Genomic DNA, 24212 nt, shown 5'->3' on the forward strand with positions numbered 1-24212 from the left:
TGCCGCATCGCGAGCATACGCCTGCGTGGACTAGGTTTTCACCGAAAGCACTACTGACGAAGGGTTCGTCCATGCGCGCGGTACAGATTTCCCAACTCGAGGGACCGGCGGCTGCCCAGGTCGTCGATCTCGACGAACCGGCCGGCGAGGGTCTGGTGGTCATCGACATCCACGCCGCCGGGGTGGCGTTTCCCGATGTGTTGCAGTCCCGCGGGCTCTATCAGCACAAGCCGGAGCTGCCCTTCGTACCGGGCGGCGAGGCGGCCGGTGTGGTGCGCAGCGCTCCGGCCGACGCGCACGTGCGCCCCGGTGACCGCGTGGCGGTATTGACCATGCTCAACGGCGGGATGGCGCAGGTGATCGCGGTGCCCGCCGCGCAGGTGTTCAAGCTGCCGGACAGGGTGTCGTTCGAGGCCGGCGCCGGGCTGCTGTTCAACGATCTGACGGTGCTGTTCGCGCTGACCACGCGCGGGCAGCTGACCGAAGGCGCCACGGTGCTGGTGCACGGCGCCGCCGGCGGCATCGGCACCTCGACGCTGCGACTGGCCGGACCGCTGGGGGCGTCACGGGTGATCGCCGTGGTCTCCACCGAGGCCAAAGCCGAAGTGGCCCGGGCTGCCGGCGCGACGGACACCGTGCTCGCCGACGGATTCCGCGAGGCGGTGGCCGAGCTGACGGGCGGGCGTGGCGTAGACCTGGTGCTCGACCCGGTGGGCGGTGACCGTTTCACCGATTCGCTGCGCTCGCTGGCCCCGGGCGGAAAGCTGTTGGTGGTGGGCTTCACCGGTGGCGACATCCCGACGGTGAAGGTGAACCGGCTGCTGCTCAACAACATCGACGTGGTGGGCGTCGGTTGGGGAGCGTGGGTGATGTCGCATCCGGGCGAGCTGGAGCGGCAATGGGAGGCTCTGGAGCCGCTGCTGGCCTCCGGGAAGGTGGCCGCTCCGCAACCCGACGTGTTCGGCCTCGATCGGGCCGCGGATGCGTTGGCGGCCCTGGAGAATCGCACCGCGGCCGGCAAGGTCGTGCTGCGAATGCGGGACTAGGCATTCAGACAAATATCGGCGTGTCTCGGCTTCAGCCGCAAGAAGATCGGCGGCGGGAACGTAGATGCTGAACTGCATCATCGCCCACTAACATCACACCACTGGGTTGCCAGTGAGCACCGACGCCTCGAAAAGGCGTTTCAGTACTAACAATTCCCATAGCTCTGCGACCATGCGCTTGCGTTCGGAGACGAACAACGTTGCGGGGTGGCGCCACAGGTATCGGTCACCCTCAGCGTCCTTGTTCGAGTATGAGCCGTCCGGCCAACGTAGCCTCTCGGCGATCCCGAATGACTGCACCCGGACCGCATCGCCGGTTTCGACGTTGGTGAACGTGACCAGTGAGATCGACCGTCAATCGTGAGCTGGTTGCGTGGCAGCGGTGGCTCCGACGTCAATCCGTCGCGGTAGCAGGTGCGGGCAACGTAAGCATCCAAAACCCATGCCCGAAAGGTAAATCCAGGGTCCGACAAGTCGGTCAGCTTGCCAGCGACTGTCGGTGGCCAGTCGTAGTCTCAGCGCCATCCACCCAGGAGGTGCCCCATGAGAGTCCTTGTAGCAACAGCGCTCACCCAAGGCGACCGCAGCGGCGACTACTGTTACTGCGTCGAAGGTGAACCCGTATGGATCCAGGAGCCCTGCGACCGAGATCGACGAGACCCCAACGGCGGTTGCGGATGCAGTCGCGGTTTCGCCGGCGCAGCGTCCCACCGAGCAACCACCACAGCGCGGGTGGCAGATCTGTCACTGACTCGCGACGAGCTCATCACAGCGATGCGAATGAGCCTCGCCGACGGCGGATGGCCAGCCGAGTGGGCCGAAGCCGTCATCGATGACAATCTGGCCATCGCGTCCGTGCACGCGACCGGAACAGTCATTGAACGCGAATTCGACGAGTTCCGGGCACGGACCGCCGGACCGCAGCACGCGCACGCACATTCCCCGCTTAGTTGACCAACTTGGTTGACCACCCTTGGTCAACTACTTAGCATCGATGTCATGAAGCAGGTCAAGGTCCAATACGCGAAGACACACCTGTCTGCGCTGATCGCCGCCGTCGAGGGCGGCGCGGAGTTTGTCATCGCCCGCGGCGACCACCCGGCCGCCCGCCTGGTCCCCCTCGCCAGTCAAGACGACCGCGAACTCGGCTTCGTCACCTATGCGGTTCCCGAGGAGTTCTTCGACCCACTTCCCGAAGAAGAACTCACCGCATGGCAGTGACGTACCTGCTGGACACCCACGCTGTGCTGTGGGCACTCACGGCCCCGGCCCGCCTGGGACGCAACGCCCGCAAAGTCCTCACCGATCGGTCCGTCCCCATCGTCGTGTCGACAGTGTCAGCCTGGGAACTGTCCACCAAGCAGCGGCTGGGCAAGCTACCTCAAGCAGATGCAATCCTTGGCGCCTATTCCCGGCATCTCGATCGCCTGGGCGCCACCAGACTGCCGATCACCGAGGAACACGCACTACTGGCCGGACGGCTCGACTGGGATCATCGGGACCCGTTCGATCGTATGCTGGCGGCCCAGGCGATCATCGAGTCGATGACCCTCATCACCGGTGATGCCGCATTCGCCGGCCTTGCCGGCGTTCCTATGTTGTGGTGACCGTTCACGGGTCTCCAGATCGGTACCGAGATTTTCGAAACGAGAGGACTCCCCATGCCAGACCAACGTCCCCCGCACAATGCCAGCGCACTGCTCGAAGCCGTCGAGCAGTCGCCAAGAGCCGTCGCAGTGCACGACAAGTCGGCGTGGGTGGCAATCTTCGCCGCCGACGGGCAGGTGAACGACCCGGTCGGGTCGACTCCTCACGTCGGCACGGCCGCCATCGGGCGTTTCTTCGACACCTTCATCGCACCGAACACCATCGCCTTTGATGTGCAGCACGATGTGGTCGCCGGCATGTCGGTGCTACGAGACCTCACGGTGCACACCACGATGTCGACGGGTGTCACCATGCATATCCCGATGCACCTGCGCTATGACCTGGTCGCGCAGGGGCCGGACGGCTCACTGAAGATCCAGCGGTTGTTCGCGCACTGGGAGCTGCAGAAGATGGTCGGGCAGCTCCTGACCTCTGGTGGCCGCGGCCTGCTGGCCTCGGTGATCCTGGGCCCCCAGCTGATTCGTCACCAGGGACTTTCTGGCTGCGCCGGATTCCTGCGCGGACTTTCCGGGGTGCGAAAGCGCGGAAAGCGTCGGGTCGACGACTTTGTCGCAGCGCTGGCGCAGGGTGATGCGACGGCGGTTTCGGCACTGCTGGCTCCGAACGCCACGCTGAGCCTGGACGGTGTTTCGGAGACCTCGGTTGCCGAGTTCGTCTCAACAGCACAGCATCTCGAGGTTGAAAAGCTCCTGGCGGCAGGGCATACCGTCACTGCGACTGTGCACCTCGACGGCAGGCGCGGGGTGGGATTGTTCGAGTTCTCTCAGGACGCCGCCGACCGGGGCGCGATTTCCGCTGTCCGCCTCTATATCTGAGACGTCACGCGGCTACAGCACGCCGGGGATGATCGCTTTGCGGTCGGGTGGGTAGTCGGGGAACTGCTGCTGGTACCACTTGTGGGTGGCCATCGCCCTGGGCCCCAGGTTGGCGATCGAGAAGAACACGAAGATCAGGCCCGGCAACGTCCAGGCCATGACCGCCCAGCCAGTCCACAAGATGAGCTCACCGAAATAGTTGCCCGACGACACCCAGCGATACACCCCGCCGTAGGGGATGCTGTACCCGCTGCTGCCATCGGCACGTAGGCCGATCAGGATGCGATCGGCCTGGAAGTTGATCCCCCAGCCGACCACTGCCACGGCGAGGCCCACGATGAAGCGGGGGTCGACAAACCAACCCTCCTGCTGCAGGTGCGGCGCCAGGGCCACGGCGTAGCCGTTGGCGAACCCGTTGACGGCGTTGAAGATGAAGCCGAAGGCAATACCGGAGACGGGGAAACGCTTGCCATCGCCCTTGCGGCTTAGTGGATAGATCAACCCGCGGTAGAGGTAGTGGCACTGCCACAGTGCGTACAACACGATCGCCGGTGCGCCATGCTGATGCGCGACGAGCCAGAACGTCACGGTAAACGCCCACCATTGAGGGCATTCGAACATCAGCCAGCTGATCTTTCCTGGCAGCGTGAAGCGCTCGTCCGGACTGGCGAAGCGGCCGTAGGGGTTGGTGAACCAAAAGCTGCTGGCGAAGGTGACGATCGTCAACACGATCAGGAAGGCGACAGCGGCGTGATACAGACCGGCCATGGCGGAACCTTTCATCCAGGATGCTAGGCAGTACTAGCACATGGGGCCCGCGGCGTCGTCCTGCGGATGCGCGACTAGCCCGCGGAATCGTCCCGCCTGCCCGGCGCGAAGTAGTCGAACGCCGCACGCATGTCGCTGAGCTTTCCGTCGGTGCCCTGCAGCGACAGCGTGACGTGGCCAAAGGATTTGGCCCCCAGCCGCCTACGACCCGCGAATGCGGACGCTTCATTGAGGAACAAGTGCGCCAGCTGCACCCGGCCGGCGTCCACGGTCGTGATGCGCTCGACGGCGCCCCACGGAATCACCCGGCTCCCGCCGCGCCGCTGGTAGACACCTTCGCTGTCGATGCGGACCTCGACACCGGAGGAGAACAACCTCGGCACGAGCACAGCCACACCGAACCCGAAGAAGACGATCGCGATCCATCCGAAGACGTGCAGGGCCTGCGGTGACCAGCCGCGAATCGACTCGACCGGCCCGAATCCCCCGGCCAACCACACCCCGATCAGGACGAACGCCCATGCGATGGCGAGCATCGAGGCGATTTTGCGTCGGTCCGGATGCGCTTCGAATGGCATGCGACCTCCCCTGTCGACGGTGATAACTGTACTGGGGAGCTGGACAAATCAGACGTTCCATCTGGCAAAATATCACCTAGTCTGTTCACTGGACACTATGTCCAGCGAGTTTCACGACGCAAGGAGCACGAGGAGATGCCAGAGGCGGCCAGCTCCCTGGGACCTCAGCCGACGGAGTACGACCCCGAGTGGGTCCGCGCGAAGTACGCGCTCGAGCGCGACAAACGGCTGCGCCCCGACGCCGTGAGCCAGTTCATCGAGGTCACCGCGGATTTCTCGCACTACGCCGACGACCCGTGGACACAGCGCGTCGAACGCGACCCGGTGCACGACCACGTCCAGGTGGCGATCATCGGCGCCGGCCTGGGCAGCCTGATCGCCGCCGCCCGGCTCCAGGAGTCCGGCATCGACGACATCCGGATGATCGACACCGCCGGCGACTTCGGCGGCACCTGGTATTGGAACCGCTACCCCGGCGTGCAGTGCGATGTCGAGTCCTACATCTATCTGCCGCTGCTCGAAGAGCTGAACTACGTGCCCACTGAGCGCTACGCGCATGGCCGGGAGATCCGCGAGCACCTGCAGAACGTGGCCAAGCACTATCACCTCTACGACAACGCGTTGCTGGGCACCACTGTCACCGACTTGCGCTGGGACGAAACGGCCAAACGCTGGCAGATCAGCACCGATCGCGGCGACGCGTTCACCGCCACCCTGGTCGCCGTCTCACCCGGATCACTCACCCGGCCGAAACTGCCGGGCATTCCGGGCATCAACGAGTTCCGCGGACACACCTTTCACACCAGCCGCTGGGATTTCGGCTACACCGGCGGCGACGAATCCGGTGGACTGACCAGACTGGCCGACAAGCGCGTCGGCGTCATCGGCACCGGTTCGACAGGGCTGCAGTGCATTCCGCACCTCGGCGAGTGGGCGCAGCAGCTCTACGTTTTCCAGCGCACCCCGAGCACGGTCTCGGTGCGAGGCAACCGGCCCACCGACCCGCAGTGGGCGGCATCGCTGAAGCCGGGCTGGCAGCGCGAGCGCATGGAGAACTTCACCCGCGTCACCTGCGGGGTGGAGATGGACCTCGATCTCACCAACGACGGCTGGACGCAGAAGGCCCTCGAACTGAGCGAGCCCGCGGTGTTGCGGGAGACCCAGCGCCTCGGCCGAGAGATGACGCCCGAGGAGATCGCCGATTTCCTGTTCCACGCCGACTATGTGGCGATGGAACGGCTGCGCGCCCGGATCGACGAAACGGTGCGCGACCGCAAGACCGCCGAATCGCTCAAGCCGTGGTACCGGTTGAACTGCAAACGCCCCGGCTACCACGACCAGTACCTCGACACGTTCAACCGGGACAACGTCACGCTGGTCGACACCGATGGACGCGGCGTCGAACGGTTCACCGAGACCGCCGTCGTCGTCGACGGCGTCGAGTACGAACTCGACGCTCTGGTGTTCGCGACCGGCTTCGAGGTGGGCACCGAGTTCACCCGCCGGCTGGGCTTCGAAATCGTCGGCCGCGATGACGTCCGGTTGAGCGACAAATGGGCCAAGGGCATGCGAACTCTGCACGGCCTGCAGACCCACGGCTTCCCCAACTGCTTCTTTCTCGGCTACACCCAGTCCGGGGTCTCCCCCAACTACACCCACACCGCCGAGGAACGGGCCCGCCATTTCGCTTATCTGGTCAGCACGTTCGTGCAGCGCGGCGCGCGCACCATCGAGGCCACCAAGGCCGCCGAGGACCAGTGGTTGGCCGCGATGGACGAAGCCTCGGAGAAGCCCAAGGCCTTCTACGCCGAATGCACGCCGAGCTACCTCAGTTCCGAAGGCGATAAGGAAAATCCGCACGGCATGCTGTCGACCAACTTCGGCGGCAAACCCGTCGAATTCTTTGACATGCTGGAGAAGTGGCGTTCGACTGGCCAGTTGGAGGGGGTGAACTTGGCATGACCACCACCGCACCGAAACTCACGATGCGCGACCGGCACCGCATCATGACCCGCGACCACATCATGGCCGCCGCGCTGGAGGCGTTCGCCGAACGCGGTTACGTCGCGGTGACGATCGACGACATCGTGCGCCGAGCCGGGATCGGGCGGGCGACGTTCTACCTCCATTTCGACTCCAAGGCAGCGGTGCTGCGCGAACTGCGTAACACCCGGATGACCGTCTGGGCCCAGCAGGACGCGCCGCGTGGCGGCAGATCGGGACGGCCGTCCATCAAGGCCTTCTTCGAGAAGGTGGTCGACTTCTACACTTCCGCGCCGCAGCTCTACATGGCGCTGCATCAAGCTCGGGCGGCCGACCCGGAGTTCGCCGCGGCGCACCGAGCCACCATGGAGGCCAACGTCACCGAGTGGATCGAGGCCGACGCCATGCCCGGTGCCACCGAGGCCCAGCTGCGGCTGGCGATCGCGATGATGTACACCATGGTCGATTCCTTCATGCACCTGTGGCTGGTCGACGGCTGGCCGCTGGAGCGCGAGGCGGCCATCGAGGCGATGACCGACGCGCTGCACGCCACCATGCGCTGAAAACGCCGGCCCGAGCCGCCGCGGCATTTATCGTGGCACAACGCACGAGCGATCGCGGTGCGAGCGGCTCAGACGAGAGGTTGGCGCGATGACCGAGCTACGGCCACAAGGCGCGATGACCGAGCAACCGACAGCACGTCGCGGCGTCATGCAATCGCTCACCGGGCTCAGTGTGCGCTATGTCGAACGCCTGATGCCCGACCCGTATCTGTTCGCGATGATCCTCACGCTGATCGTCGCCGGCATGGTCGCTGCGCTGGTACGCGGAGCGTCGGCGAGCGGCATGCTGCAGGCGTGGTACGGCGGCGTGTGGGGGCAGCAGAACATCTTCACGTTCGCGTTCCAGATGGTGCTGATCCTCGTGACGGGCTACACGCTGGCCGAGGCGCCGGCGCTGAAGCGGACCATCGTCCGCGTCGCGGCGATGCCGCGCAGCCAGGCGCAGGGGGCGTTACTCTGTTTCACCGTCAGTGCCGTTCTGTCCCTGCTGAATTGGGGCCTGGGACTGGTAGCCGGTGCGCTGGTCGCCCGGCAAGTGGCGCGACGTTTCCCCGGCTCGCATTTCGGCTACCTGATCGCCGCGGCGTTCATGGGCTTCATCGTCTGGACACAGGGCCTCTCGTCATCGATCGCGCTGGCGAACACCGATGCCGGCAGCCCCATCAACGTGATCCACCAGATCGCCGGATTCAACGTACCGTTGAGCCAGACCATCTTCCAGCCGTACAGCTGGCTGTCGGCGATCATCGTGTTGGCGGTGCTCGCGCTCGCCGTGTGGCGGATGGAGCCGTCCGAAGGCCTATCCCCCGACCCCGCGGTGTTCGAAGACGAGGAGGCCGTTGAGACACCGGCCAGCACGACGTTTGCCGAATGGCTGGAGAATCAGTGGATCCTCAACGTGCTGCTGTTCGCCGCGGGCATAACGTATTTCGTGGCCAGTGGTTTCGCGCTGAATATTTCCTCGATGATCATGCTGTTCACCATCACCAGCGCCCTGCTGCACCGCACACCGATCCGGTTCATCCGGGCCTTCACCGGTGCCGCGAAGGTATCCGGCCCGCTGCTGTTGCAATATCCGCTGTACGGCGGCCTGGTGGGGCTGTTGGCGTATCAGGGCACCGAGGACGCCAAGCCGCTGCAGACGCTGCTGGCCCAGACCCTGGTGAATGGCGCGACGGAGTACACGCTGCCCTTCCTGACGTTCGTCGGCTCGGTGATCATCAGCCTGTTCGTGCCGTCCGGCGGTGGGCACTGGGCGGTGCAGGGCCCGATCGCCGTCGACTCTGCACTGGCGATCGGCCAACAGTCACCCGCCTATCTCGGCCTGGTCTCCATGGCCGTTGCCGTCGGCGAGGGCGTGGCGAACATGATCCAGCCGTTCTGGCTGCTGCCACTGTTGGCCATCGCGAAGCTCAATGTCCGCCAGGTCATGGGCTTTACGGTTGTGGCGTTCGTCATCGGGCTGGTGGTCCTGGGGGCGATGACCTTGATTGCGCCGTGGGCGATCTGAGCGTCATTCGGGATCGGGGAAGCCTACGCACCGACAGGCCAGCCGTGCCAGATCCGCAGCCGCGTCGGCGGCTGGTTTGGTGGACGTCACGATGTGGCTCAGCGAAAGGCGCACAACGCTTTCGACCATCAGACGCGTGTCGGCGGGACTCAACGATGGCCACTGGCCGACCACCCAAGCGCCGAACAGTTCCACGCCACGGTCGATCAACGGTTCCCCTCGCGTGGTGATCAAGGGCAGCAGAGATACGTCGCCGTGAGCCGGTGTGCGGGTGAGGATCGTCTGCAGCAGCGGATTGTCCTGCGTGACATCGAGGACGTAGTAGCCGGCGTGTTGCACTGCGCCGGCGAGGTCACCTGGATGTTGTTCGAGCAGTTCACGGATACCTTCGAAGAAGGTCGACGTTTCGCGCTGGACGAGAGCGTCTCCCAGGTCATCTTTGGTGCCGAACTCAGCGTGCAGGCTCTGGCGGCTGATGCCGATGGCCTTTGCGATCGACCCCATCCGCACCGCCGACCAACCCTGCTCAAGCGCGACTGCACGAGTCTCGTCCAGGGCGAGTTCGCGCAGCCGCGCACGTCCGAACGCACGAGTTTCCGCACGCAGATCCACGACAGCCACGGGCAGCAGTCTATCTCTGACGACATTATTCATCCAATGTTCTTATCTCTTGACATTTATTACTATTTGTCACATGCTCGTGGCGGAAGCATGGCCGCAAAGGAGAAGACGGCGTTGAAGACATCGGAAACCAGCGGCGTGGGCAGGATTACCGCCGCCCTGCAGGGCTGCTATGCCGCGATGGAAGCCCTCTGCGCCGAACTCGGCGACGCTGAGTGGGACGCTCAGTCCCTGTGTCCAGACTGGACGGTCCGCGACGTGGTCAACCACGTCACCAGCATCGAAGCGGTGATGGCGGGGTGGCTGCCCGAGGATGACCAGACGCCGCCGCCGTTCCAGAAGGCCGCGGATTTTCTGCGCGAGGCCGACACCCAGGGTGCCGCCTATCTCGAGGTGATCCGCGCGGTCTATGACCATCGGCGCCGTGACCTGGCCGCACTCACCGACGCCGATCTCGAACGGCCGTCGTGGACTCCGGTCGGTCCCAGCACCTACGGGCGGTTCCTGGAGATCCGGGTCTTCGACTTCTGGGTGCACGAGCGCGACATCGCCACTCCGCTCGGCCGCAAGACCGACGACACCGGCATCGGCGCCGAGATCGCGCTGGCTGAGGTGGCAGGGTCGCTGGGCTACATCGTCGGCAAAAAGGTGGGCCTTCCCGACGGCAAGAGCATCACCTTTGACCTGACCGGACCGCTCACGCGCCAGTTGCACGTCGCCGTGGACGGCCGCGCCAGGGCCGTTGACCACCTGACCGATCCGGATGTCACGCTGAGCACCGATTCCACGACGTTCATCCAACTGGCGTGCGGACGTATCGACCCGCAAGCCCAGATCGACTCCGGCACGGTGACGTGGACCGGCGACGAGGAACTCGGTGACCGCGCCGCCCGCAACCTGAGGTTCACGATGTGATGAGCCGTCCGGAATCTGTCGACTTCCACTTCGACGTCATGTGCCCTTACGCCTACCAGACCTCACGGTGGATCCGCGAGGTCCGAGACCTCACGGGCCTGACGGTGAACTGGCGCTTCTTCAGTCTGGAGGAGATCAACCGCCGAGAAGGCAAGAAGCATCCCTGGGAACGGGAGTGGTCCTATGGCTGGTCGATGATGCGAGTCGGCGCCCTGCTGCGTCGCGGTCGCATGGCGGACGTCGACGCGTGGTACGAACGTGCCGGCCGCGCTTTGCACGTCGAGGGCCACAAGCCGCACGACAAGGCGGTCGCCCGCCACCTGCTGGAAGAACTCGGGTTCGATCCCGGGCTCGTCGACCAGGCGATCGCCGACCCGACGACCAGTGACGAAGTTCTGGCCGATCATCAACGCGTCGTCGCCGCCAGCGGCTACGGAGTTCCGACGCTGTTCTTTCCCGACGGGCAGTGCCTATTCGGTCCGGTGCTCGTCGACCCGCCCACCGGCCAAGCAGCGGTGCGGCTGTGGGACGCCGTTGTCAGCTGGACCGAGTTTCCGCATCTTTACGAACTGCAGCGGCCGAAGACTCCTGCCGACGAACAGCACATCGCTGAGACATTCCGGCCGTATCTGGAGGCCCGCGACTGGGTGTCGATCAACCGCGGAGAGGTGGTCACCTTCACCGCCCACGAGGCTGAGGGCTGACACAAGCAACGTCGCCAATCGCGAACATGGTCAGGCTCTGAAGAAACACGGCGGGCTTATCCGAATGAGGCGACGGCGACGTGGGGGTGCCGCGTAGCGGCAGTTTTAGGCTTCCGGCAAGGACATTCATTCCCTACTCGTGACCCAGGCAATCCGTGCTAGCGTTGGTGACGCACATCGTGCTTGATGTGCTTGGAAATGAGAGAAGTTAAGTAATGACACAGGGCACTGTGAAGTGGTTCAACGGCGAAAAGGGCTTCGGCTTCATCGCCCCGGATGGCGGAGCGCCGGACGTCTTCGTCCACTACTCGGAGATCAGTGGTGGCGGATTCCGCACCCTCGAAGAGAACGCTCGGGTCCAGTTTGATGTGGAGCAGGGCGCGAAAGGTCCACAGGCTGTGGGCGTTTCGGTAATCTGATCGAACACGCAGACTTCAAAAGGCTGTCGCGGCGCAAGCTGCGACAGCCTTTTTTGTGATCGGTGCGCTGGACGTCCATCCTGGGTTATTGGGGTTATTGCCACGACGTGCTGTTGAATCGCCCCGGGTTTGATGCACTCGGCCCGGCTCGGAATCTGGATTCTTAACCGGAGCGTGTCAGCGGCGCCCGGTTCTGACCTTTGCCTCCGCCGTCTTAGCGAAGCGGGAGGTAGGCGATCTGGTTGTTCCACTCCTCGGCGTCCAGTCTTGAACGCAGAAGGATGACGCCGGGCATCGGCAACCCGGCGGCCAGTCGGTCGCCCACGAAGCCTGGGATGGTTTTGAGGTCGCGACTGATCAAGATCCGGCCCTCGTCGGCCGCCCACTGCAGGATCGCAGGGTCACCCACGGTACGGAGTCCAACATCTTGCACCCGGAGGATGTCGATGTCGTCGACGCGGCGACGCAGTCCCAAAACGAGATCGGAGTCGATGTTCTCGTCGGCCAGGAACCGCGGACTCACGTCGCTAGCCGGGCCAGCAACTTGGCGCGCAGTCCATCGTTGAGCGGGTACTCGGCCTCGATCCGTTCCTGAATCTGCACGCCTTCACGTTCCTGCTCGGCGATGTAAGCCTCTACCTCGGCACGGTGGCGCAGGTAGTAGGCGAAAATCGCGTACACGTCAGCGAGAGACACCGTCTGGTACGAATCGTGAACCGCCTCCGGGGTCTTGCCCTGCTTGAAGTCGGCCACCAAGATGTCGAGAGAGATGCGGGTGCCGGGCACCATCAACCGACCGGCCTGGTCTCGAACCAGCGGCACCGGCTCGGGCTCGATGGCTGCTACGGTCATCGCGTCGCACCTCTCTTCCCCTCAGAGTACCGGCACGCACCCATCGGGCCTCCTGGTTCGCCCGCCCACTGGGCCCTCTCCGCGTTGCGCCCAAGCCGAGGCCCTTTGTTCGACGTGGTGGCAAGTGCTTCAACTGGCAGATGTAGCGATTGGCGAGGACGACGTTCCCAAACGCGTTCCCAAGCCCATGAAAAATGCCCCTTCAGGCCGGGGCCTGAAGGGGCATTTTCGCTAGTAGCGGGGACAGGATTCGAACCTGCGACCTCTGGGTTATGAGCCCAGCGAGCTACCGAGCTGCTCCACCCCGCGTCGGTATCTACGAGGTTACCGAACGATGGCCCGGGCACCAAATCGCCTGCGGCCAGCGTCGCCGCGGGGACCAGCGGCCCACAATCAGCCGGTAACCCAAATTAACAAAACACCGCTTCTGGACGGACCGCCGCTACCGCCGCACCGCCTCGTCACGCCACCCGCATCCGCCCGGCCTTGCCGATATATACGCAGTTCACAGCCATATCGTCGTAGCCAAGCCGCGCCTGAAAGGCCGAGACTCCCGACGCGCCAGCCCAACCGCCGACGCCCGAAAGTCCGAGTTAGCGGGAAACCAAAATTAACTTTTGTCTTGCAGCGCCCGATCCTGCGTGGCATGCTGCTCGCACAGCGCCAATTGAGTCCTGCATCACATCCCCGTCGCCCACGGCGGGCCCACAGAGTCGGGAGAGGCTACGGATGCCTGGAATCGTCGACGGCATAGGCCGCCTACTGAGCTACCGGATGAGTGTCGGAGAACTGATCGGGCTGGGCCTGATCCTCGGTACGCCCTACCTGATCATCGGGCTGATCTGGTCGTTGACCCACACCGCTCACCTGCACGACTTGCAAGGTCTGGACCTGGTGGTGTCCTTCCTCGGGTCGATCGTGTCGTGGCCGGTGCTGCTGGTCTCCAATGTCTGCATGCAGTGACCCGATGTCTGTATCGGAATCGACGCGGCGCCTGATCCACCTCGCTGACCAACAGATATCCGGCCGGCCGGGCCTACGGTCCGTGACCGACTGGCTCCTGCAGTACCTGAAGAACCACCCGATCCAGTCGCTGGGCACCGGTGGCAGCCAGGTGGTGCTCGGGGTCCGGGCCATCCAGTACCTGTTCGCCGATCTGTCTCGCGGACGGTTCCTGGTCGGTGAGTTCATCGACCAGACGGCGTTCGTGGCCAGCGCCGCTTTCCTGCCAACGGTTTTCGTCACCATCCCGGTGGGTGTGACACTCTCGATCCAGTTCAGCGTGCTGGCCGGCCAAGTCGGCGCCTCCTCGCTCGCCGGTGCGGCTACCGGACTGGTGATCATCCGCCAGGCCGCCCCCTTGGTGGCCGCGATGCTGCTGGCGGTGGCTGTGGGCTCCGCGGTCTGTGCCGACCTGGGATCGCGGACCATGCGCGAAGAGATCCAGGCGATGGAGGTCATGGGGGTGTCGCCGGTGCGGCGCCTGGTGGTTCCGCGGCTGGCCGCACTGATGACCGTCGGCGTACTGCTCACCGGCATCACGTTTTTCGTCGGCTACGTCGCCGGCTACATCTTCAACGTGTTCCTGCAGAACGGGACCGCGGGCTCGTTCATCGCGACCTTCTCCTCGTTCTCCGACGTCGGGGACATGTGGCTGGCGTTCGCCAAATCCATTGTCTTCGGGATGATCGTCGCGATCGTGAGCTGCCAGAAGGGCCTCGACAGCCATGGCGGGCCTGCCGGAGTCGCCAACTCGGTGAACGCCGCAGTGGTCGAGTCGATCCTGCTGCTGATGTTCGTCAACGTTGTGATGAGCCAGCTCTACGTGATCCTGTTCCCGCGGCAGGCGCTGTAGAAGATGGTCATTCCCAGCGCCTTTGAGATTCCCGGACTGCGACCGATCACCGAGCTCTTCAGCGGGTTCTTCGTGGCGGTGGCCCGCGCCGGCCACTTGGTGCACTTCTTCGGGCGCACGCTCGCATCCATCCCGACCATGCTCCGGCACTACCGGCGCGAGATGCTGCGGTTGCTGTCCGATATCGCCTGGGGCAACGGCTCGATCGTCGTCGGCGGTGGCACCATCGCGGTCGCGCTGGCACTCGGGGCGATCGCCGGCGCACTGGTCGCCGTCGAGGGCTATAACGTCCTGGATCTGCTGGGCCTGGGGCCGGCGACGGGTCTGATCTCGTCGTTCGCCACCACCCGCGAGCTCGCACCGATCATGGTGGGCATGGCGTTCATCGCCCAGGCCGGATGCCGCTTCACCGCCCAGCTCGGAGCGATGCGGATCAACGAAGAGATCGACTCGCTGGAAGCGATGGCGATCAACCCGATTCCGTTCCTGGTCACCACCCGGGCGGTCGCCTCGGTGATCGCAGTCGTGCCCCTGTTCCTGGTAGCGCTGGGTATCGCCTACCTGTCCTGTCAGTTCTCGGTCATCCTGATCTCCGGGCAATCCAACGGGTCCTACCTGCACTACTTCTCCCTGTTCGTCAACGGCCGCGACGTGCTGTACGCGACGTTCAAGGCCACCGTCTTCGTGTTCGTGTCATCAACCATCCAGAGCTACTACGGCTTTGTCGCCTCCGGCGGACCGGCAGGCGTCGGAGTCGCCGCCGGACGCGCGATGCGCACCAGCGTCACCGCCGTAGTCGTGGTGAACATGTTCTTGACCATGGCGCTGTGGGGTGTCGAATCCGGCGCCAGGTTCGGGGGTTAGGCGATGCCGAACTCCTTCGACACCGACCCCCGCGGACCCTCCAACGTTCGGGTGTTCGCGCTGGGCGTCGCCTTCATCGTCATCGCCGTGGCCACCGCGACGCTGATGGTCGCCAAATCCCAGGGCAAGCTGGACAACCTGGTGCGCATCGATGTGCGGCTGTCCAACATCGGCGACGGCCTGCCACCGCGCTCCGACGTGAAGTACCACGACCTGCTGGTCGGCTCCGTCTCCGACATCACGCCCTCCACCCACGGGCTGCCCAACGAAGTCCACGTGGTGCTCAAACCCGAGCACGCGGCCAAGATCCCCAGCACCGTCACCGCCCGCGTCGTACCGGCCAACCTGTTCGCCGTCTCCGCGATCCAGTTGGTCGACAACGGTGCCGCCCCCGACCATCTGCGGTCGGGCTCGGTGGTCCTCGAAGACCAGTCGCTGCCCACCGTGCTGTTTCAGAACGTGCTGAACAAGCTCCGCCAGTTGATCAGCCCACTGGGACGCAAACCTGACGACACCACTGTCGGCGTGATCGCCGCCCTGGGCACCGCAACCCATGGCCGCGGCCAGGAGCTGACCGACACCGGTCACAACCTGAACGAGATTCTGGCGCAACTGAACTCCGTCGTCGCCACCGACGACGCCGATCCGACCACGCTGTCGGCGCTAACAGCCGCGGCCGACGGTCTACAGCGCGTCTCCCCGGAACTGTTCGACGCGCTGGACCGATCGATTCAGCCGATGGCCACCATCGCCGAAAAGGGACCGCAGCTGTCCAGTCTGCTCACCGGCGGAACCGACACCGCGACCACGTTGGCCAGCGCCCTAGAGAACCAAGCCGAGCGGATGATCACCATCACCGGCCACCTCACCCCTGCCCTCGGGGTGATCGCGGACCATGCCGGCGAATTCCACGGCGTGTCAACCAAGTTGCAAACCCTCGCCAACCGGGTCTACGACGTCATCTGGGACGCAGACGAGAACCTGCTTCAGGTCAAGGCGGCCATCGCCCTGACACCCAGCCGCACCTACGTCCGCGCCGACTGCCCCCGCTACGGCGAGCTGGCCGGACCGAGCTGCGCCACCGCACCGGAAGTGCCCACCGCCCCGGACCTGTTCCCCGCGTTGGAGTCCCAGGGCGTCTCACCCACTCCGGGCATGACCGAGAACCGGCCGAACCTCACCCCGCCCCGGCACTCCATGCCCGGCGATCCGCAGGGACCCCCGATCCCCCCGCCGCCCCCTGCCGAAGTCCCCACCCTCGAGCCCCAGGGCGCGGTCATCGGGGGCAACGTCGGTGTGGTGGGCAGCCCGCTGGAAAAGCAGCAGATCAGCCGGATCACCGGCAGCTCAGACACCCCCACGGTGCTACTGCTGGCGCCGCTGTTGCGCGGCAGCACGGTGCACCTGTCTCGGATCGCGAAAGAAGGTGGCCGGTGAGGAGTCGTTCCAAATCGGTGATCGGCATGGCCCTGTTCACCAGCTTCGCCCTGACTGTCACCTGGATGGTCTACAACACCTTGCGCCGCGACATCGCCGGGCCCACCTACAGTTACTCGGCGATCTTCAGTGACGCATCCGGCATGGCGCCGGGCGACGATGTGCGCGTCGCCGGGGTGCGGGTCGGGCGGGTCGACCGGGTGAAACTGCACGGCACCGCGGCCCGGGTGCAGTTCCGCGTGCAACGCAGCCAGCAGCTGTACCAGAACACGATTGCCTCGGTGACCTACCAGAGCATCATCGGGCAGCGCTATCTCGGACTGGCTCAAGGTCCCGGCGACAACCACGAGATCCTGCCCAACCACGGTCAGATACCGATCGAACGCACCAACCCATCACTGGATGTCTCCTACATGCTCAACGGATTCGAGCCACTGTTCGCCGAGCTGGACCCCGAACAGGTGGACAACATCAGCAACGCGACAGTTCTGGCGCTGCAAGGCAATCACGCATCCATGCTGACGCTGATCACGCAGGCCTCACAGATGGCCGAAACCTTCGCCGGGCCCGACGAGGTGCTCAGCGCACTCATCGTCAACCTCAATCAGTTGATGACGGACCTGGCCAAACAAAGCACCAACATGGAGAACATGATCCGCCAGTCGCGCGACACCATGGTCGCGCTGGCGAATCACCGCGAACCGTTGGTCGACTCGGTGGGCTCGATCAACGCCACCATGGCGCGACTGTCCACCATCGTCGACAACATCACCCCGGATCTCGAAGAGTTCATCACGCGCCAGCCCGGCCTGCTCAACTACGGCGTCAACGACGGCCGCGAACGCTTCGCCTACATGGCGGCCAACCTCCCGTACGTACTGCAGGGGCTGGCCCGGATCACCCAGAGCGGCACCTACAGCGACGTCTACGCCTGCGAGCTGGACTTCGGCCTGTGGCGCGGCCTGTTCCACTGGTTCCGGTCGTTCGTCGGGGCGGCCACCGCCAGCGACGGCCTCGCCCACCAGCATTCGGCGGCGTGCCGATGAGCCTGATCCCCGCCGCACTCAAACGCCCCATCGAATCGTTCAGTCGGCCCTGGATGGGCGTCATCTCGATCGTCATCATCGTCGCCGTGCTCACGGCCACCGTCGTCTACTCCGGACTGGGCATCGGAAAGACCCGCTACCAAGGACAGTTCGCCCAAGCCGCCCAGATCCGCTCCGGCGCCGTGGTGACCATCGCCGGCGTCAAAGTCGGCACCGTTGAACGCGTCAAACTCGCCGGCGACCACGTGGTAGTCGGATTCAACGTCGAACGCGGCATCCCACTGGGCGCCGACACCCGCGCCGCGATCAAGCTGACCACCATCTTGGGGTCGCGCTATCTGGAACTGTCACCGGCAGGCACCGGGCAGCTGGAGAACCGGACGATCACCTTGGCGCACACCCAGGTTCCCTACGATCTGCAGCGCACCCTCGCCGGAGCGACGCGCACCCTGGGCCCGGTGGACGCCAATCGGTTCGTCGATTCGCTGAACATGCTCAACACCAACCTCGGCGGAGTCGCCGAGGAACTGCCGCAGGCGCTGACCAACCTGCAGGCGATGGCCGACATCATCGCCGACCGCCGCGAGCAACTCGGCACACTGCTGACCAACACCGAAACGCTCACCACCATGCTGCGCGACCAGCGGGCCAACCTCGGCGCCCTGGTCTTACAGGGCCGTGATGTGCTGCGCGAGATCGCCACCCGCCGTGCGGCCGTACAACGACTGTTCGCCAGCGCCACCCTGCTGGTCGACCGCACCCACGGAATCCTGCGCGACGAAGCGGCCGTCAACCAGATGATCCATGACTTCGATGAATTCATGAAGATGACCGCAGACCACGACGCGTTGCTGCGCAGCTTCCTGCAGTCGACCCCGGTCGCGTTACGCAACTTCGCCAATGCCACCGGCAGCGGTAACGCGGCCGATGTCTTCTTGCCGGCCGGGATCTTCGTGGACTCCTGGATGTGCGCGCTGAGCGGACGCGCCAGGCAGTTCAACCTGGTCGAATACTTCAAGGACTGCGAATGAGTCGCGCCCTCAAGCTCTACGTGCTCGCCGGTGCGGCCGTCCTCGTCTTGGCCGTGACCGGTGCCGCGGTGGCACCGCAGTTGATCCCCGACCTGCCGCGGCTATCGCTGCACAAGATCCGGGTGACCGCTCAATTCCAAGACGCCGTAGGGCTTTACGCCGGCAACGGGGTGTCGGTGCTCGGCATGGACGTCGGAAAGGTCACCAGCATCACCCCCAAGGGGGGCTACGTCGAGGTGAAGCTCGCAATCGACGCCGGTGTCGACATCCCCGCCGACGCCGAAGCCGTCACCGTCTCCTCCTCGGTGCTCACCGACCGTCACGTCGAGCTCACCCCGGCGTATCGCGGCGGGCCCAAGCTGCGCAACGGCGATGTGCTGAGCCTGGACCGCACCCGCACACCGGTGGAGTTCGAACGGACCCTGGCGATGATGGACAAGCTGGGCAGCGCGTTGCGGGGCGACGACAACAATCAGGGACCGCTGGGCGAATTCGTCGCCGTCGGCTCGCAGATCACCGTCGGCAACGGTCCAGACATCAAGGCGACCCTGGGCCGGTTGTCGCAAGCCCTGCAGGTCGGGTCGGACAAGGGCGCACGCAGCAAGAAGACCATCCAGACGATCATCACAGGCGTCGCCGAGCTCAGCGAGGCAGCGTCGAGAAACGACGCCGCACTGCGGGAATTCGGTTCCTACGTCCACCAGCTCAGCGGCATCCTGGCCGCAGAAAACTTGGGATCCGGAAACACCGGAGCCAAGATCAACCGGCTGCTCGCCGAGACGTCGCGGCTTCTCGAAGGCAACCAGGACCGGCTGCGCGAGGCCTTCTCCGGTGCCCGCACAGTCGCCACCACGCTCACCGACAACGAACGCGACCTGCGCGAGATCCTCGACGTGGGCCCACTGTTCATCGACAACTTCTACAACGTCATCGACGAGAACGCGGGCAGCCTGCGATCTCACCTGCTGCTGGGCAAGACCTTGTTCAACAGTCAGTTCGGCAAGGAGGTCTGCAACCTGATGGGCCTGCGGCAGCTCGCGTGCGCTACCGGAACGTTGCAGGACTACGGACCGGACTTCGGGTTGGGCAGCATGCTCGATCTGATGCAGGACGGGATCGGTCAGCAGCCATGACACGGTCGACGAGATGGGTGCGAGGAACTCGTGCGGCGCTGGCGATCGCGACCGCGCTGCTGACGGTCGGATGCGGCCTGGACCTAGAGAGTGTGGCCCTGCCCGCGCCGGGCGGCGGCGGGCCGTACTACACCATCACCGCCGTCTTCTCCGACGCACTGAACCTTCCCGAGAAGGCCAAGGTGCGGTTGTACGGGGCGCAGATCGGTGAGGTCGAATCCATTCGGGCTCAAGACTTCAACGCCTACATCACCATGCGGATCAAATCGGCCGTACCGCTGTATGCCGGCAGCACCGCCGAGCTGCGGTCGGCCACCCCGCTGGGCGACATCTTCGTTCAGATCTGGCCCGACAAGAACCGGCCGGACGACGCCCCGCTGCTGCACAACGGCTCGGTACTGCCGCTGGAATCAACCGCCAACGCTCCGACCATCGAAGAACTGATCAGCTCGATGGCGATGCTGGTCAACGGCGGCACGGTGCGCCACCTGGTGTCCATGCTCAACGGCGCGGGCAAGGCCGTCGGCGGACGCGGCGAAAAGCTCGGCCTGCTACTGGACCAGACCGCGACCCTGCTGTCGCGGATGAGCGCCCGGTCGCAGCAGTTGGACCGGACGCTGCGGAGGTCATCGGAGCTGGCCGCGACCATGTCGGCGCGTCAGAACACCTTCGACGACGCCCTCACCCACCTGGCGCCCGCCCTCAACGTGATCTCCGACAACACCTCCGATCTGATCGACCTGGTCGACACCGGCGCGCGGATCACCCGTCAGCTGTCCCGCTTCCCGTCTCTGCAAGGCACCGATACCCGCAGCCTCACCGCCGACCTGAACAAGATGGCGGGAGTGTTCAACGAGATCGCCGTCGACCCCGAACTCTCGCTGATGCCGTTCAACCGGTTCCTGGGCATCTTGATGAAGACCCTCAACGGCCCTGCCGCACACGTCAAGGGAGAAATCGACAAGATCACGCTGGTTCCCTGGCCTGACAAGAACTACCCGGGCGATCCAGAATTCCACTGGACCGACGGCACCGACTGGCATCTGATGATCGGAGACCTGCGCTACGAGTGGAACATGCTGCTCTCCCGGATCTACGGACCGCAGCGATGAGACCGTTTCTCGACCTCCTCGACCTGTTCGCCCGGCTGGGCGTATGGCTGGTCCAAGCCGGCTACCGACGGCGAATTCTGTTGTCCGGCATCGGATTGGCGCTGACCACAGTGGTGGCGGCGGCATATGTGACGATCTTCGGCGTCGGGATCAACCCCGCGCAGAAGACGATCTCCGTGCGAGTTCTGCTCCCGCAGTCCGGCGGGCTGCTGGTCAATCAGGACGTGACGCTGCGCGGCATCCCGATCGGCCGGGTCACCGATGTGCACCTGACCGCGACGGGAGCCGAGGCCGTCGTCTCGCTGCGCGCCGACCGCCCCATTCCGCGCGACACGCCGGTGCGGGTGTCCGGGCTGTCGGTCGCCGGTGAGCAATACCTGGACTTTCGCCCCGAGCACGAGAACGGGCCATACCTCACCAACGGCTCACTGGTCGGCCAGGAGCAGACCAGCGTGCCGGTCTCGCTGCCCCAGATCATCGACGACAGCCGCGGCGCCCTGGGCCAGGTCGACGCCGAGAAACTGACAGCGGTCTTCAACGAGCTTCGAGTCAGTCCGGATGGCGGCAAGAAACTGTCCGCGCTGTTGGACGGCACGGTGCTGCTCGCCTCGACGCTCGACGGCGTACTACCCGAGACGGTCAGCATGTTGCGCAACACCCGGGTCACGTTCACCACCTTCAGCGACGTCAGCCCGGGATTGAGCGGCACCAGCAACGACCTGCAACAGATCCTCGGCGGGGCCAACGCCATGGACGGCGGGTTCCGCACCCTGGTCGAACTCGGCGGTACTGAACTGGGACAGGTCGACAGCTTCATCGGCGATAACCGGGAGAACGTCTACGCCCTGCTGGGCAACCTGACCACCCTGTCGCAGATTCTCTACCTGCGGGTGCCCACCCTGCAGGACCTGTGGCGCCCCGACCACGGCTCGCTGGTGGACCGACTGGCCGGCACAGTGCACGACGGCGGCATCTGGGTGATCGCCGACATCTATCCCAGGCACCGCTGCGACTACGGCCTGCCCCGCAAACCGCCCTCGGCGGTGAATTTCCCTGCGCCGTACCGTTACACCTACTGCCCCGACGACGACCCCTCGCTGCTGGTTCGCGGCGCTCGCAACGCACCACGCCCACCCGGGGACGACACCGCCGGGCCGCCCCCGGGCCACGACCCGCTGGCAACCCTGGAACCGCCTCCGGTCTATCCGCCCTACACCTTGCCCACTCCCGATGGCGGTCCGCAGCTGCCCGCGTGGATCCCCAACTGATGAGAAAGCCGAGCCCCATGGGAAAAACCGCCGACCCGGACGTCTTCGACCAACTCGACGAACAACGCGAGACGGACCTCAAGACGGAATCAGCGCATGACGAGGCCGCCGACCATATCGACCCCGAACCCACAACACCCTCGGTACCGGTGTCGCGGCGCCGCCGAGCGCCGGTGGCGCTGGTGGCCGCCGTGTTGATCGCGGCGCTGACCTATTCGGGATATGCCGGGTGGCGCCTGCACCAGCTTGATGCACGCGCCGCTGCGGGGCAGGCCGCCCTGGCGGCCGCCAAGGATTACGCGATCACCTTGACCAGCCTGGACACCGCCGACATCGACGGCAACTACGCCCGCGCGATCGACGGCGCGACCGGCCAGTTCAAGGACGCCTACAGCTTGGGCGCCAAGCAATTACGTCAGATCCTGATCGACAACAAGGCCACCGGCAAGGGAATCGTCCTCGACGCGGCCGTCAAGTCCGCCACCACGACCCGCGTGGAGGTGTTGCTGTTCGTCGATCAGTCGATCACCAACGCGGTGCGATCGGAACCACGGATCGACCGCAACCGGATCCAGATGACCATGGAACTCGTCGACAACCGCTGGCTGGCCAGCCAGGTCGATCTGGTCTGAGCAACCATGACCACCATCGAGAAGCCCGACACCAAGACGCCGCAGAAGCCTCCGGCGGCTCGGCCCCGCCGGCTGCGGCGGCTGGCCCGGCCGGCCGCCGCCCTGGGCACTCTCGCGGTTCTCGCGGGCAGCGGATACCAGAGCTGGCTGCTGTACCAGCAGCATCGCTTCGACGTCGCCGCCCGGGAGGCTTCCGACGCCGCAACGCAATACGCGGTGCTGCTGACGACAGCGAGTCCCGGCACGGTCGATCGGCAGATCACCGAGCTGTTGGACCGATCGACCGGCACATTCCACGACCGTTACGCCAAGCAGAGCTCCCAGCTTCGCGCGATGCTGATCGCCAACCAGGTGACCACCAGTGGCACCATCATCGACTCCGCGGTGAAATCAGCCGACGCCACCGACGCCACAGTGCTGCTGTTCGTCGAGCAGACCTTCAGCAGCGCGGCGTTGAAAAAGGACCCTGGAGGCCAGATCGCCCAAGCGCCGCCCGACGTCACCGCCATGGCGCTCACCCTGCACCGAGATGGCGGACGGTGGCTGGTCAGCGATGTCGTGGCAGGGCAGCAACAATGACGAGTAGCGGCACAGCGTGGTGCGGTCTGGCCGCTGCGCTGGTCACCGCAAACACGGTGCTGGCCCCGGCGGCCGTCGCCTCCGCGCCGGGCTTCTGCGACGAGCTTCAGGCGAGCTGGGACGGTCAGCGCTGCACGACCCTGGTGGTGTCGCCCCGAAAGGCCGAGCGGTACATCGCCTTTGACCTTCCCGAGGCAATGCTGGACAACGCCGCGGCCGGACCGGTGATGCGCGACTTCTACCGCCGGCTGATGAGCGGCTGGCGCAGCTCGGGCGCCGAGGCCGTGCGGGACAGCAGCGCTGTCGCCTACTACGAGAGCTTTCCGGGGCCGGGTGCGGTGCAGTCGCTGGTGATACATGAATGCCTGGAACCGTTTGGGATGCAGGCCAACAACGCCTACCGCACCTTCGTGTTCGACATGGCCACCGGGCGCCGCCTGACCCTTGGCGACCTGTTCAAGCCGGGCGTCGACCCGATGGCCGCGATCGCGGGCGCGGCGGCCCCGGTGCTGCCGGCCGCACTGGACGCCGCGGCGCCCCCGCATGCGCCCAACACCTACCCGTTCACCGTCGACGAGTTTCAGCCCAGCCCACGGGGCAGCGGATATACCGGCGACTACCGGGCATTCGCGCTCACCCCCGACCAACTGGTGCTGTACCTGCCCGACGCCCCGCTGCTTCGAGAGAACCCGCAGCCCGCCGACCGGTTCGTGTGGTCCATGGATGGCAGGGCGGTGGTGGCCAGGGTGCCCCTGGCGTCGCTGTCGCCCGCCCTGCGACCGGAATACGGTGGAACGTGAGGCCAGCCCTGAT

General features: G+C 65.3%; 28 protein-coding genes and 1 tRNA gene. 23 read left to right on the forward strand and 6 right to left on the reverse strand.

Going from position 1 to position 24212, the window contains the following annotated elements; translation table 11 throughout:
- Window positions 1-71: 71 nt before the first annotated feature.
- The 5 genes from K3U94_RS16375 to K3U94_RS16395 all read left to right on the forward strand — a co-directional run bounded on the left by K3U94_RS16375 (window position 72) and on the right by K3U94_RS16395 (window position 3529).
- Window positions 72-1046 carry an NADPH:quinone oxidoreductase family protein gene (locus K3U94_RS16375; protein ID WP_220694395.1) on the forward strand — a complete coding sequence of 325 codons (975 nt, stop codon included), beginning with the start codon at window positions 72-74 and terminating at the stop codon, window positions 1044-1046.
- Window positions 1047-1589: 543 nt separating this feature from the next.
- On the forward strand, window positions 1590-2000 hold the full coding sequence (locus K3U94_RS24430) for a DUF7715 family protein (protein ID WP_220694396.1): 411 nt from the start codon (window positions 1590-1592) through the stop codon (window positions 1998-2000).
- 45 nt (window positions 2001-2045) lie between these two features.
- Window positions 2046-2267, forward strand: coding sequence for a type II toxin-antitoxin system Phd/YefM family antitoxin (locus tag K3U94_RS16385; protein WP_230987163.1), 222 nt, complete (start codon window positions 2046-2048; stop codon window positions 2265-2267).
- Window positions 2258-2653 carry a type II toxin-antitoxin system VapC family toxin gene (locus K3U94_RS16390; RefSeq protein WP_220694397.1) on the forward strand — a complete coding sequence of 132 codons (396 nt, stop codon included), beginning with the start codon at window positions 2258-2260 and terminating at the stop codon, window positions 2651-2653. The genes K3U94_RS16385 and K3U94_RS16390 overlap by 10 nt, the downstream gene beginning before the upstream one ends.
- 54 nt (window positions 2654-2707) lie before the next feature.
- Entirely contained in the window at window positions 2708-3529 is an 822-nt protein-coding gene (locus tag K3U94_RS16395; protein WP_220694398.1) for a nuclear transport factor 2 family protein, read from the forward strand.
- Between the two features lie 12 nt (window positions 3530-3541).
- Here K3U94_RS16395 and K3U94_RS16400 read toward each other — a convergent pair whose 3' ends face one another.
- Both K3U94_RS16400 and K3U94_RS16405 read right to left on the reverse strand, forming a co-directional pair.
- Entirely contained in the window at window positions 3542-4297 is a 756-nt protein-coding gene (locus K3U94_RS16400; RefSeq protein WP_047318942.1) for a DUF1295 domain-containing protein, read from the reverse strand.
- Between the two features lie 74 nt (window positions 4298-4371).
- Window positions 4372-4875: an STM3941 family protein gene (locus K3U94_RS16405; protein WP_286672156.1), complete on the reverse strand. Its 504-nt coding sequence runs from the start codon at window positions 4873-4875 to the stop codon at window positions 4372-4374.
- Between the two features lie 135 nt (window positions 4876-5010).
- Between K3U94_RS16405 and K3U94_RS16410 the strand changes: the two genes are divergently transcribed.
- The 3 genes from K3U94_RS16410 (at window position 5011) to K3U94_RS16420 (ending at window position 8931) form a co-directional block, all read left to right on the forward strand.
- Window positions 5011-6837 carry a flavin-containing monooxygenase gene (locus tag K3U94_RS16410; protein ID WP_220694400.1) on the forward strand — a complete coding sequence of 609 codons (1827 nt, stop codon included), beginning with the start codon at window positions 5011-5013 and terminating at the stop codon, window positions 6835-6837.
- Complete coding sequence (locus tag K3U94_RS16415; RefSeq protein WP_052956830.1) at window positions 6834-7421, forward strand: TetR/AcrR family transcriptional regulator; 588 nt, start codon at window positions 6834-6836, stop codon at window positions 7419-7421. The genes K3U94_RS16410 and K3U94_RS16415 overlap by 4 nt, the downstream gene beginning before the upstream one ends.
- A gap of 88 nt (window positions 7422-7509) precedes the next feature.
- Window positions 7510-8931, forward strand: a complete 1422-nt coding sequence (locus K3U94_RS16420) for a TIGR00366 family protein (protein WP_230987165.1) — start codon at window positions 7510-7512, stop codon at window positions 8929-8931.
- Window positions 8932-8934: 3 nt separating this feature from the next.
- On the opposite strand, the gene K3U94_RS16425 is transcribed toward K3U94_RS16420, so the two are convergent.
- Window positions 8935-9552, reverse strand: coding sequence for a TetR/AcrR family transcriptional regulator (locus K3U94_RS16425; RefSeq protein WP_220694401.1), 618 nt, complete (start codon window positions 9550-9552; stop codon window positions 8935-8937).
- A 114-nt stretch (window positions 9553-9666) separates the two neighbouring features.
- On the opposite strand from K3U94_RS16425, the gene K3U94_RS16430 reads away from it, so the two are divergent.
- From K3U94_RS16430 to K3U94_RS16440, 3 genes are all read left to right on the forward strand, one after another.
- Window positions 9667-10467 (forward strand): maleylpyruvate isomerase family mycothiol-dependent enzyme, encoded by an 801-nt coding sequence (locus tag K3U94_RS16430; RefSeq protein ID WP_230987167.1) that lies wholly within the window; start codon window positions 9667-9669, stop codon window positions 10465-10467.
- Window positions 10467-11171 carry a mycothiol-dependent nitroreductase Rv2466c family protein gene (locus K3U94_RS16435; RefSeq protein ID WP_434084874.1) on the forward strand — a complete coding sequence of 235 codons (705 nt, stop codon included), beginning with the start codon at window positions 10467-10469 and terminating at the stop codon, window positions 11169-11171. The genes K3U94_RS16430 and K3U94_RS16435 overlap by 1 nt, the downstream gene beginning before the upstream one ends.
- A 215-nt stretch (window positions 11172-11386) precedes the next feature.
- The gene (locus tag K3U94_RS16440; protein ID WP_047318938.1) at window positions 11387-11590 is read left to right on the forward strand and encodes a cold-shock protein; all 204 of its coding nucleotides are present in this window, start codon (window positions 11387-11389) and stop codon (window positions 11588-11590) included.
- Window positions 11591-11804: 214 nt separating this feature from the next.
- On the opposite strand, the gene K3U94_RS16445 is transcribed toward K3U94_RS16440, so the two are convergent.
- The 3 genes from K3U94_RS16445 to K3U94_RS16455 all read right to left on the reverse strand — a co-directional run bounded on the left by K3U94_RS16445 (window position 11805) and on the right by K3U94_RS16455 (window position 12751).
- A complete protein-coding gene (locus K3U94_RS16445) occupies window positions 11805-12113 on the reverse strand; it encodes a DUF5615 family PIN-like protein (RefSeq protein WP_220694404.1) in 309 nt (102 codons plus the stop codon).
- Window positions 12110-12442: a DUF433 domain-containing protein gene (locus tag K3U94_RS16450; RefSeq protein WP_220694405.1), complete on the reverse strand. Its 333-nt coding sequence runs from the start codon at window positions 12440-12442 to the stop codon at window positions 12110-12112. Before K3U94_RS16450 ends, K3U94_RS16445 begins: the two co-directional genes overlap by 4 nt.
- A gap of 235 nt (window positions 12443-12677) precedes the next feature.
- Window positions 12678-12751, reverse strand: a tRNA-Met gene (locus K3U94_RS16455).
- A gap of 420 nt (window positions 12752-13171) precedes the next feature.
- Between K3U94_RS16455 and K3U94_RS16460 the strand changes: the two genes are divergently transcribed.
- From K3U94_RS16460 to K3U94_RS16515, 12 genes are read left to right on the forward strand one after another with little or no spacing between them, the layout of a single operon-like run.
- A complete protein-coding gene (locus K3U94_RS16460; protein ID WP_412178193.1) occupies window positions 13172-13405 on the forward strand; it encodes a hypothetical protein in 234 nt (77 codons plus the stop codon).
- Between the two features lie 4 nt (window positions 13406-13409).
- Entirely contained in the window at window positions 13410-14297 is an 888-nt protein-coding gene (locus K3U94_RS16465; protein ID WP_434084875.1) for an MlaE family ABC transporter permease, read from the forward strand.
- 3 nt (window positions 14298-14300) lie between these two features.
- A complete protein-coding gene (locus K3U94_RS16470; RefSeq protein WP_434084876.1) occupies window positions 14301-15161 on the forward strand; it encodes an ABC transporter permease in 861 nt (286 codons plus the stop codon).
- Window positions 15162-15164: 3 nt separating this feature from the next.
- The gene (locus K3U94_RS16475) at window positions 15165-16598 is read left to right on the forward strand and encodes an MlaD family protein (protein ID WP_220694406.1); all 1434 of its coding nucleotides are present in this window, start codon (window positions 15165-15167) and stop codon (window positions 16596-16598) included.
- A complete protein-coding gene (locus tag K3U94_RS16480) occupies window positions 16595-17644 on the forward strand; it encodes an MlaD family protein (protein WP_230987171.1) in 1050 nt (349 codons plus the stop codon). Before K3U94_RS16475 ends, K3U94_RS16480 begins: the two co-directional genes overlap by 4 nt.
- Entirely contained in the window at window positions 17641-18675 is a 1035-nt protein-coding gene (locus tag K3U94_RS16485) for an MCE family protein (RefSeq protein ID WP_220694407.1), read from the forward strand. The genes K3U94_RS16480 and K3U94_RS16485 overlap by 4 nt, the downstream gene beginning before the upstream one ends.
- Window positions 18672-19808 (forward strand): MCE family protein, encoded by a 1137-nt coding sequence (locus K3U94_RS16490; RefSeq protein ID WP_220694408.1) that lies wholly within the window; start codon window positions 18672-18674, stop codon window positions 19806-19808. Before K3U94_RS16485 ends, K3U94_RS16490 begins: the two co-directional genes overlap by 4 nt.
- Window positions 19809-19825: 17 nt before the next feature.
- A complete protein-coding gene (locus K3U94_RS16495) occupies window positions 19826-20920 on the forward strand; it encodes an MlaD family protein (RefSeq protein ID WP_230987174.1) in 1095 nt (364 codons plus the stop codon).
- Window positions 20917-22188, forward strand: coding sequence for an MlaD family protein (locus tag K3U94_RS16500; protein WP_220694410.1), 1272 nt, complete (start codon window positions 20917-20919; stop codon window positions 22186-22188). Before K3U94_RS16495 ends, K3U94_RS16500 begins: the two co-directional genes overlap by 4 nt.
- A 17-nt stretch (window positions 22189-22205) precedes the next feature.
- Entirely contained in the window at window positions 22206-22820 is a 615-nt protein-coding gene (locus K3U94_RS16505; protein WP_220694411.1) for an Rv1363c family protein, read from the forward strand.
- 6 nt (window positions 22821-22826) lie between these two features.
- A complete protein-coding gene (locus K3U94_RS16510; protein ID WP_220694412.1) occupies window positions 22827-23399 on the forward strand; it encodes an Rv1363c family protein in 573 nt (190 codons plus the stop codon).
- On the forward strand, window positions 23396-24199 hold the full coding sequence (locus tag K3U94_RS16515; protein ID WP_220694413.1) for a mannan-binding protein: 804 nt from the start codon (window positions 23396-23398) through the stop codon (window positions 24197-24199). The genes K3U94_RS16510 and K3U94_RS16515 overlap by 4 nt, the downstream gene beginning before the upstream one ends.
- The last annotated feature ends 13 nt before the right edge of the window (window positions 24200-24212 follow it).

The organism is Mycolicibacter heraklionensis (assembly GCF_019645815.1).
GTDB classification, from domain to species: domain Bacteria; phylum Actinomycetota; class Actinomycetes; order Mycobacteriales; family Mycobacteriaceae; genus Mycobacterium; species Mycobacterium heraklionense.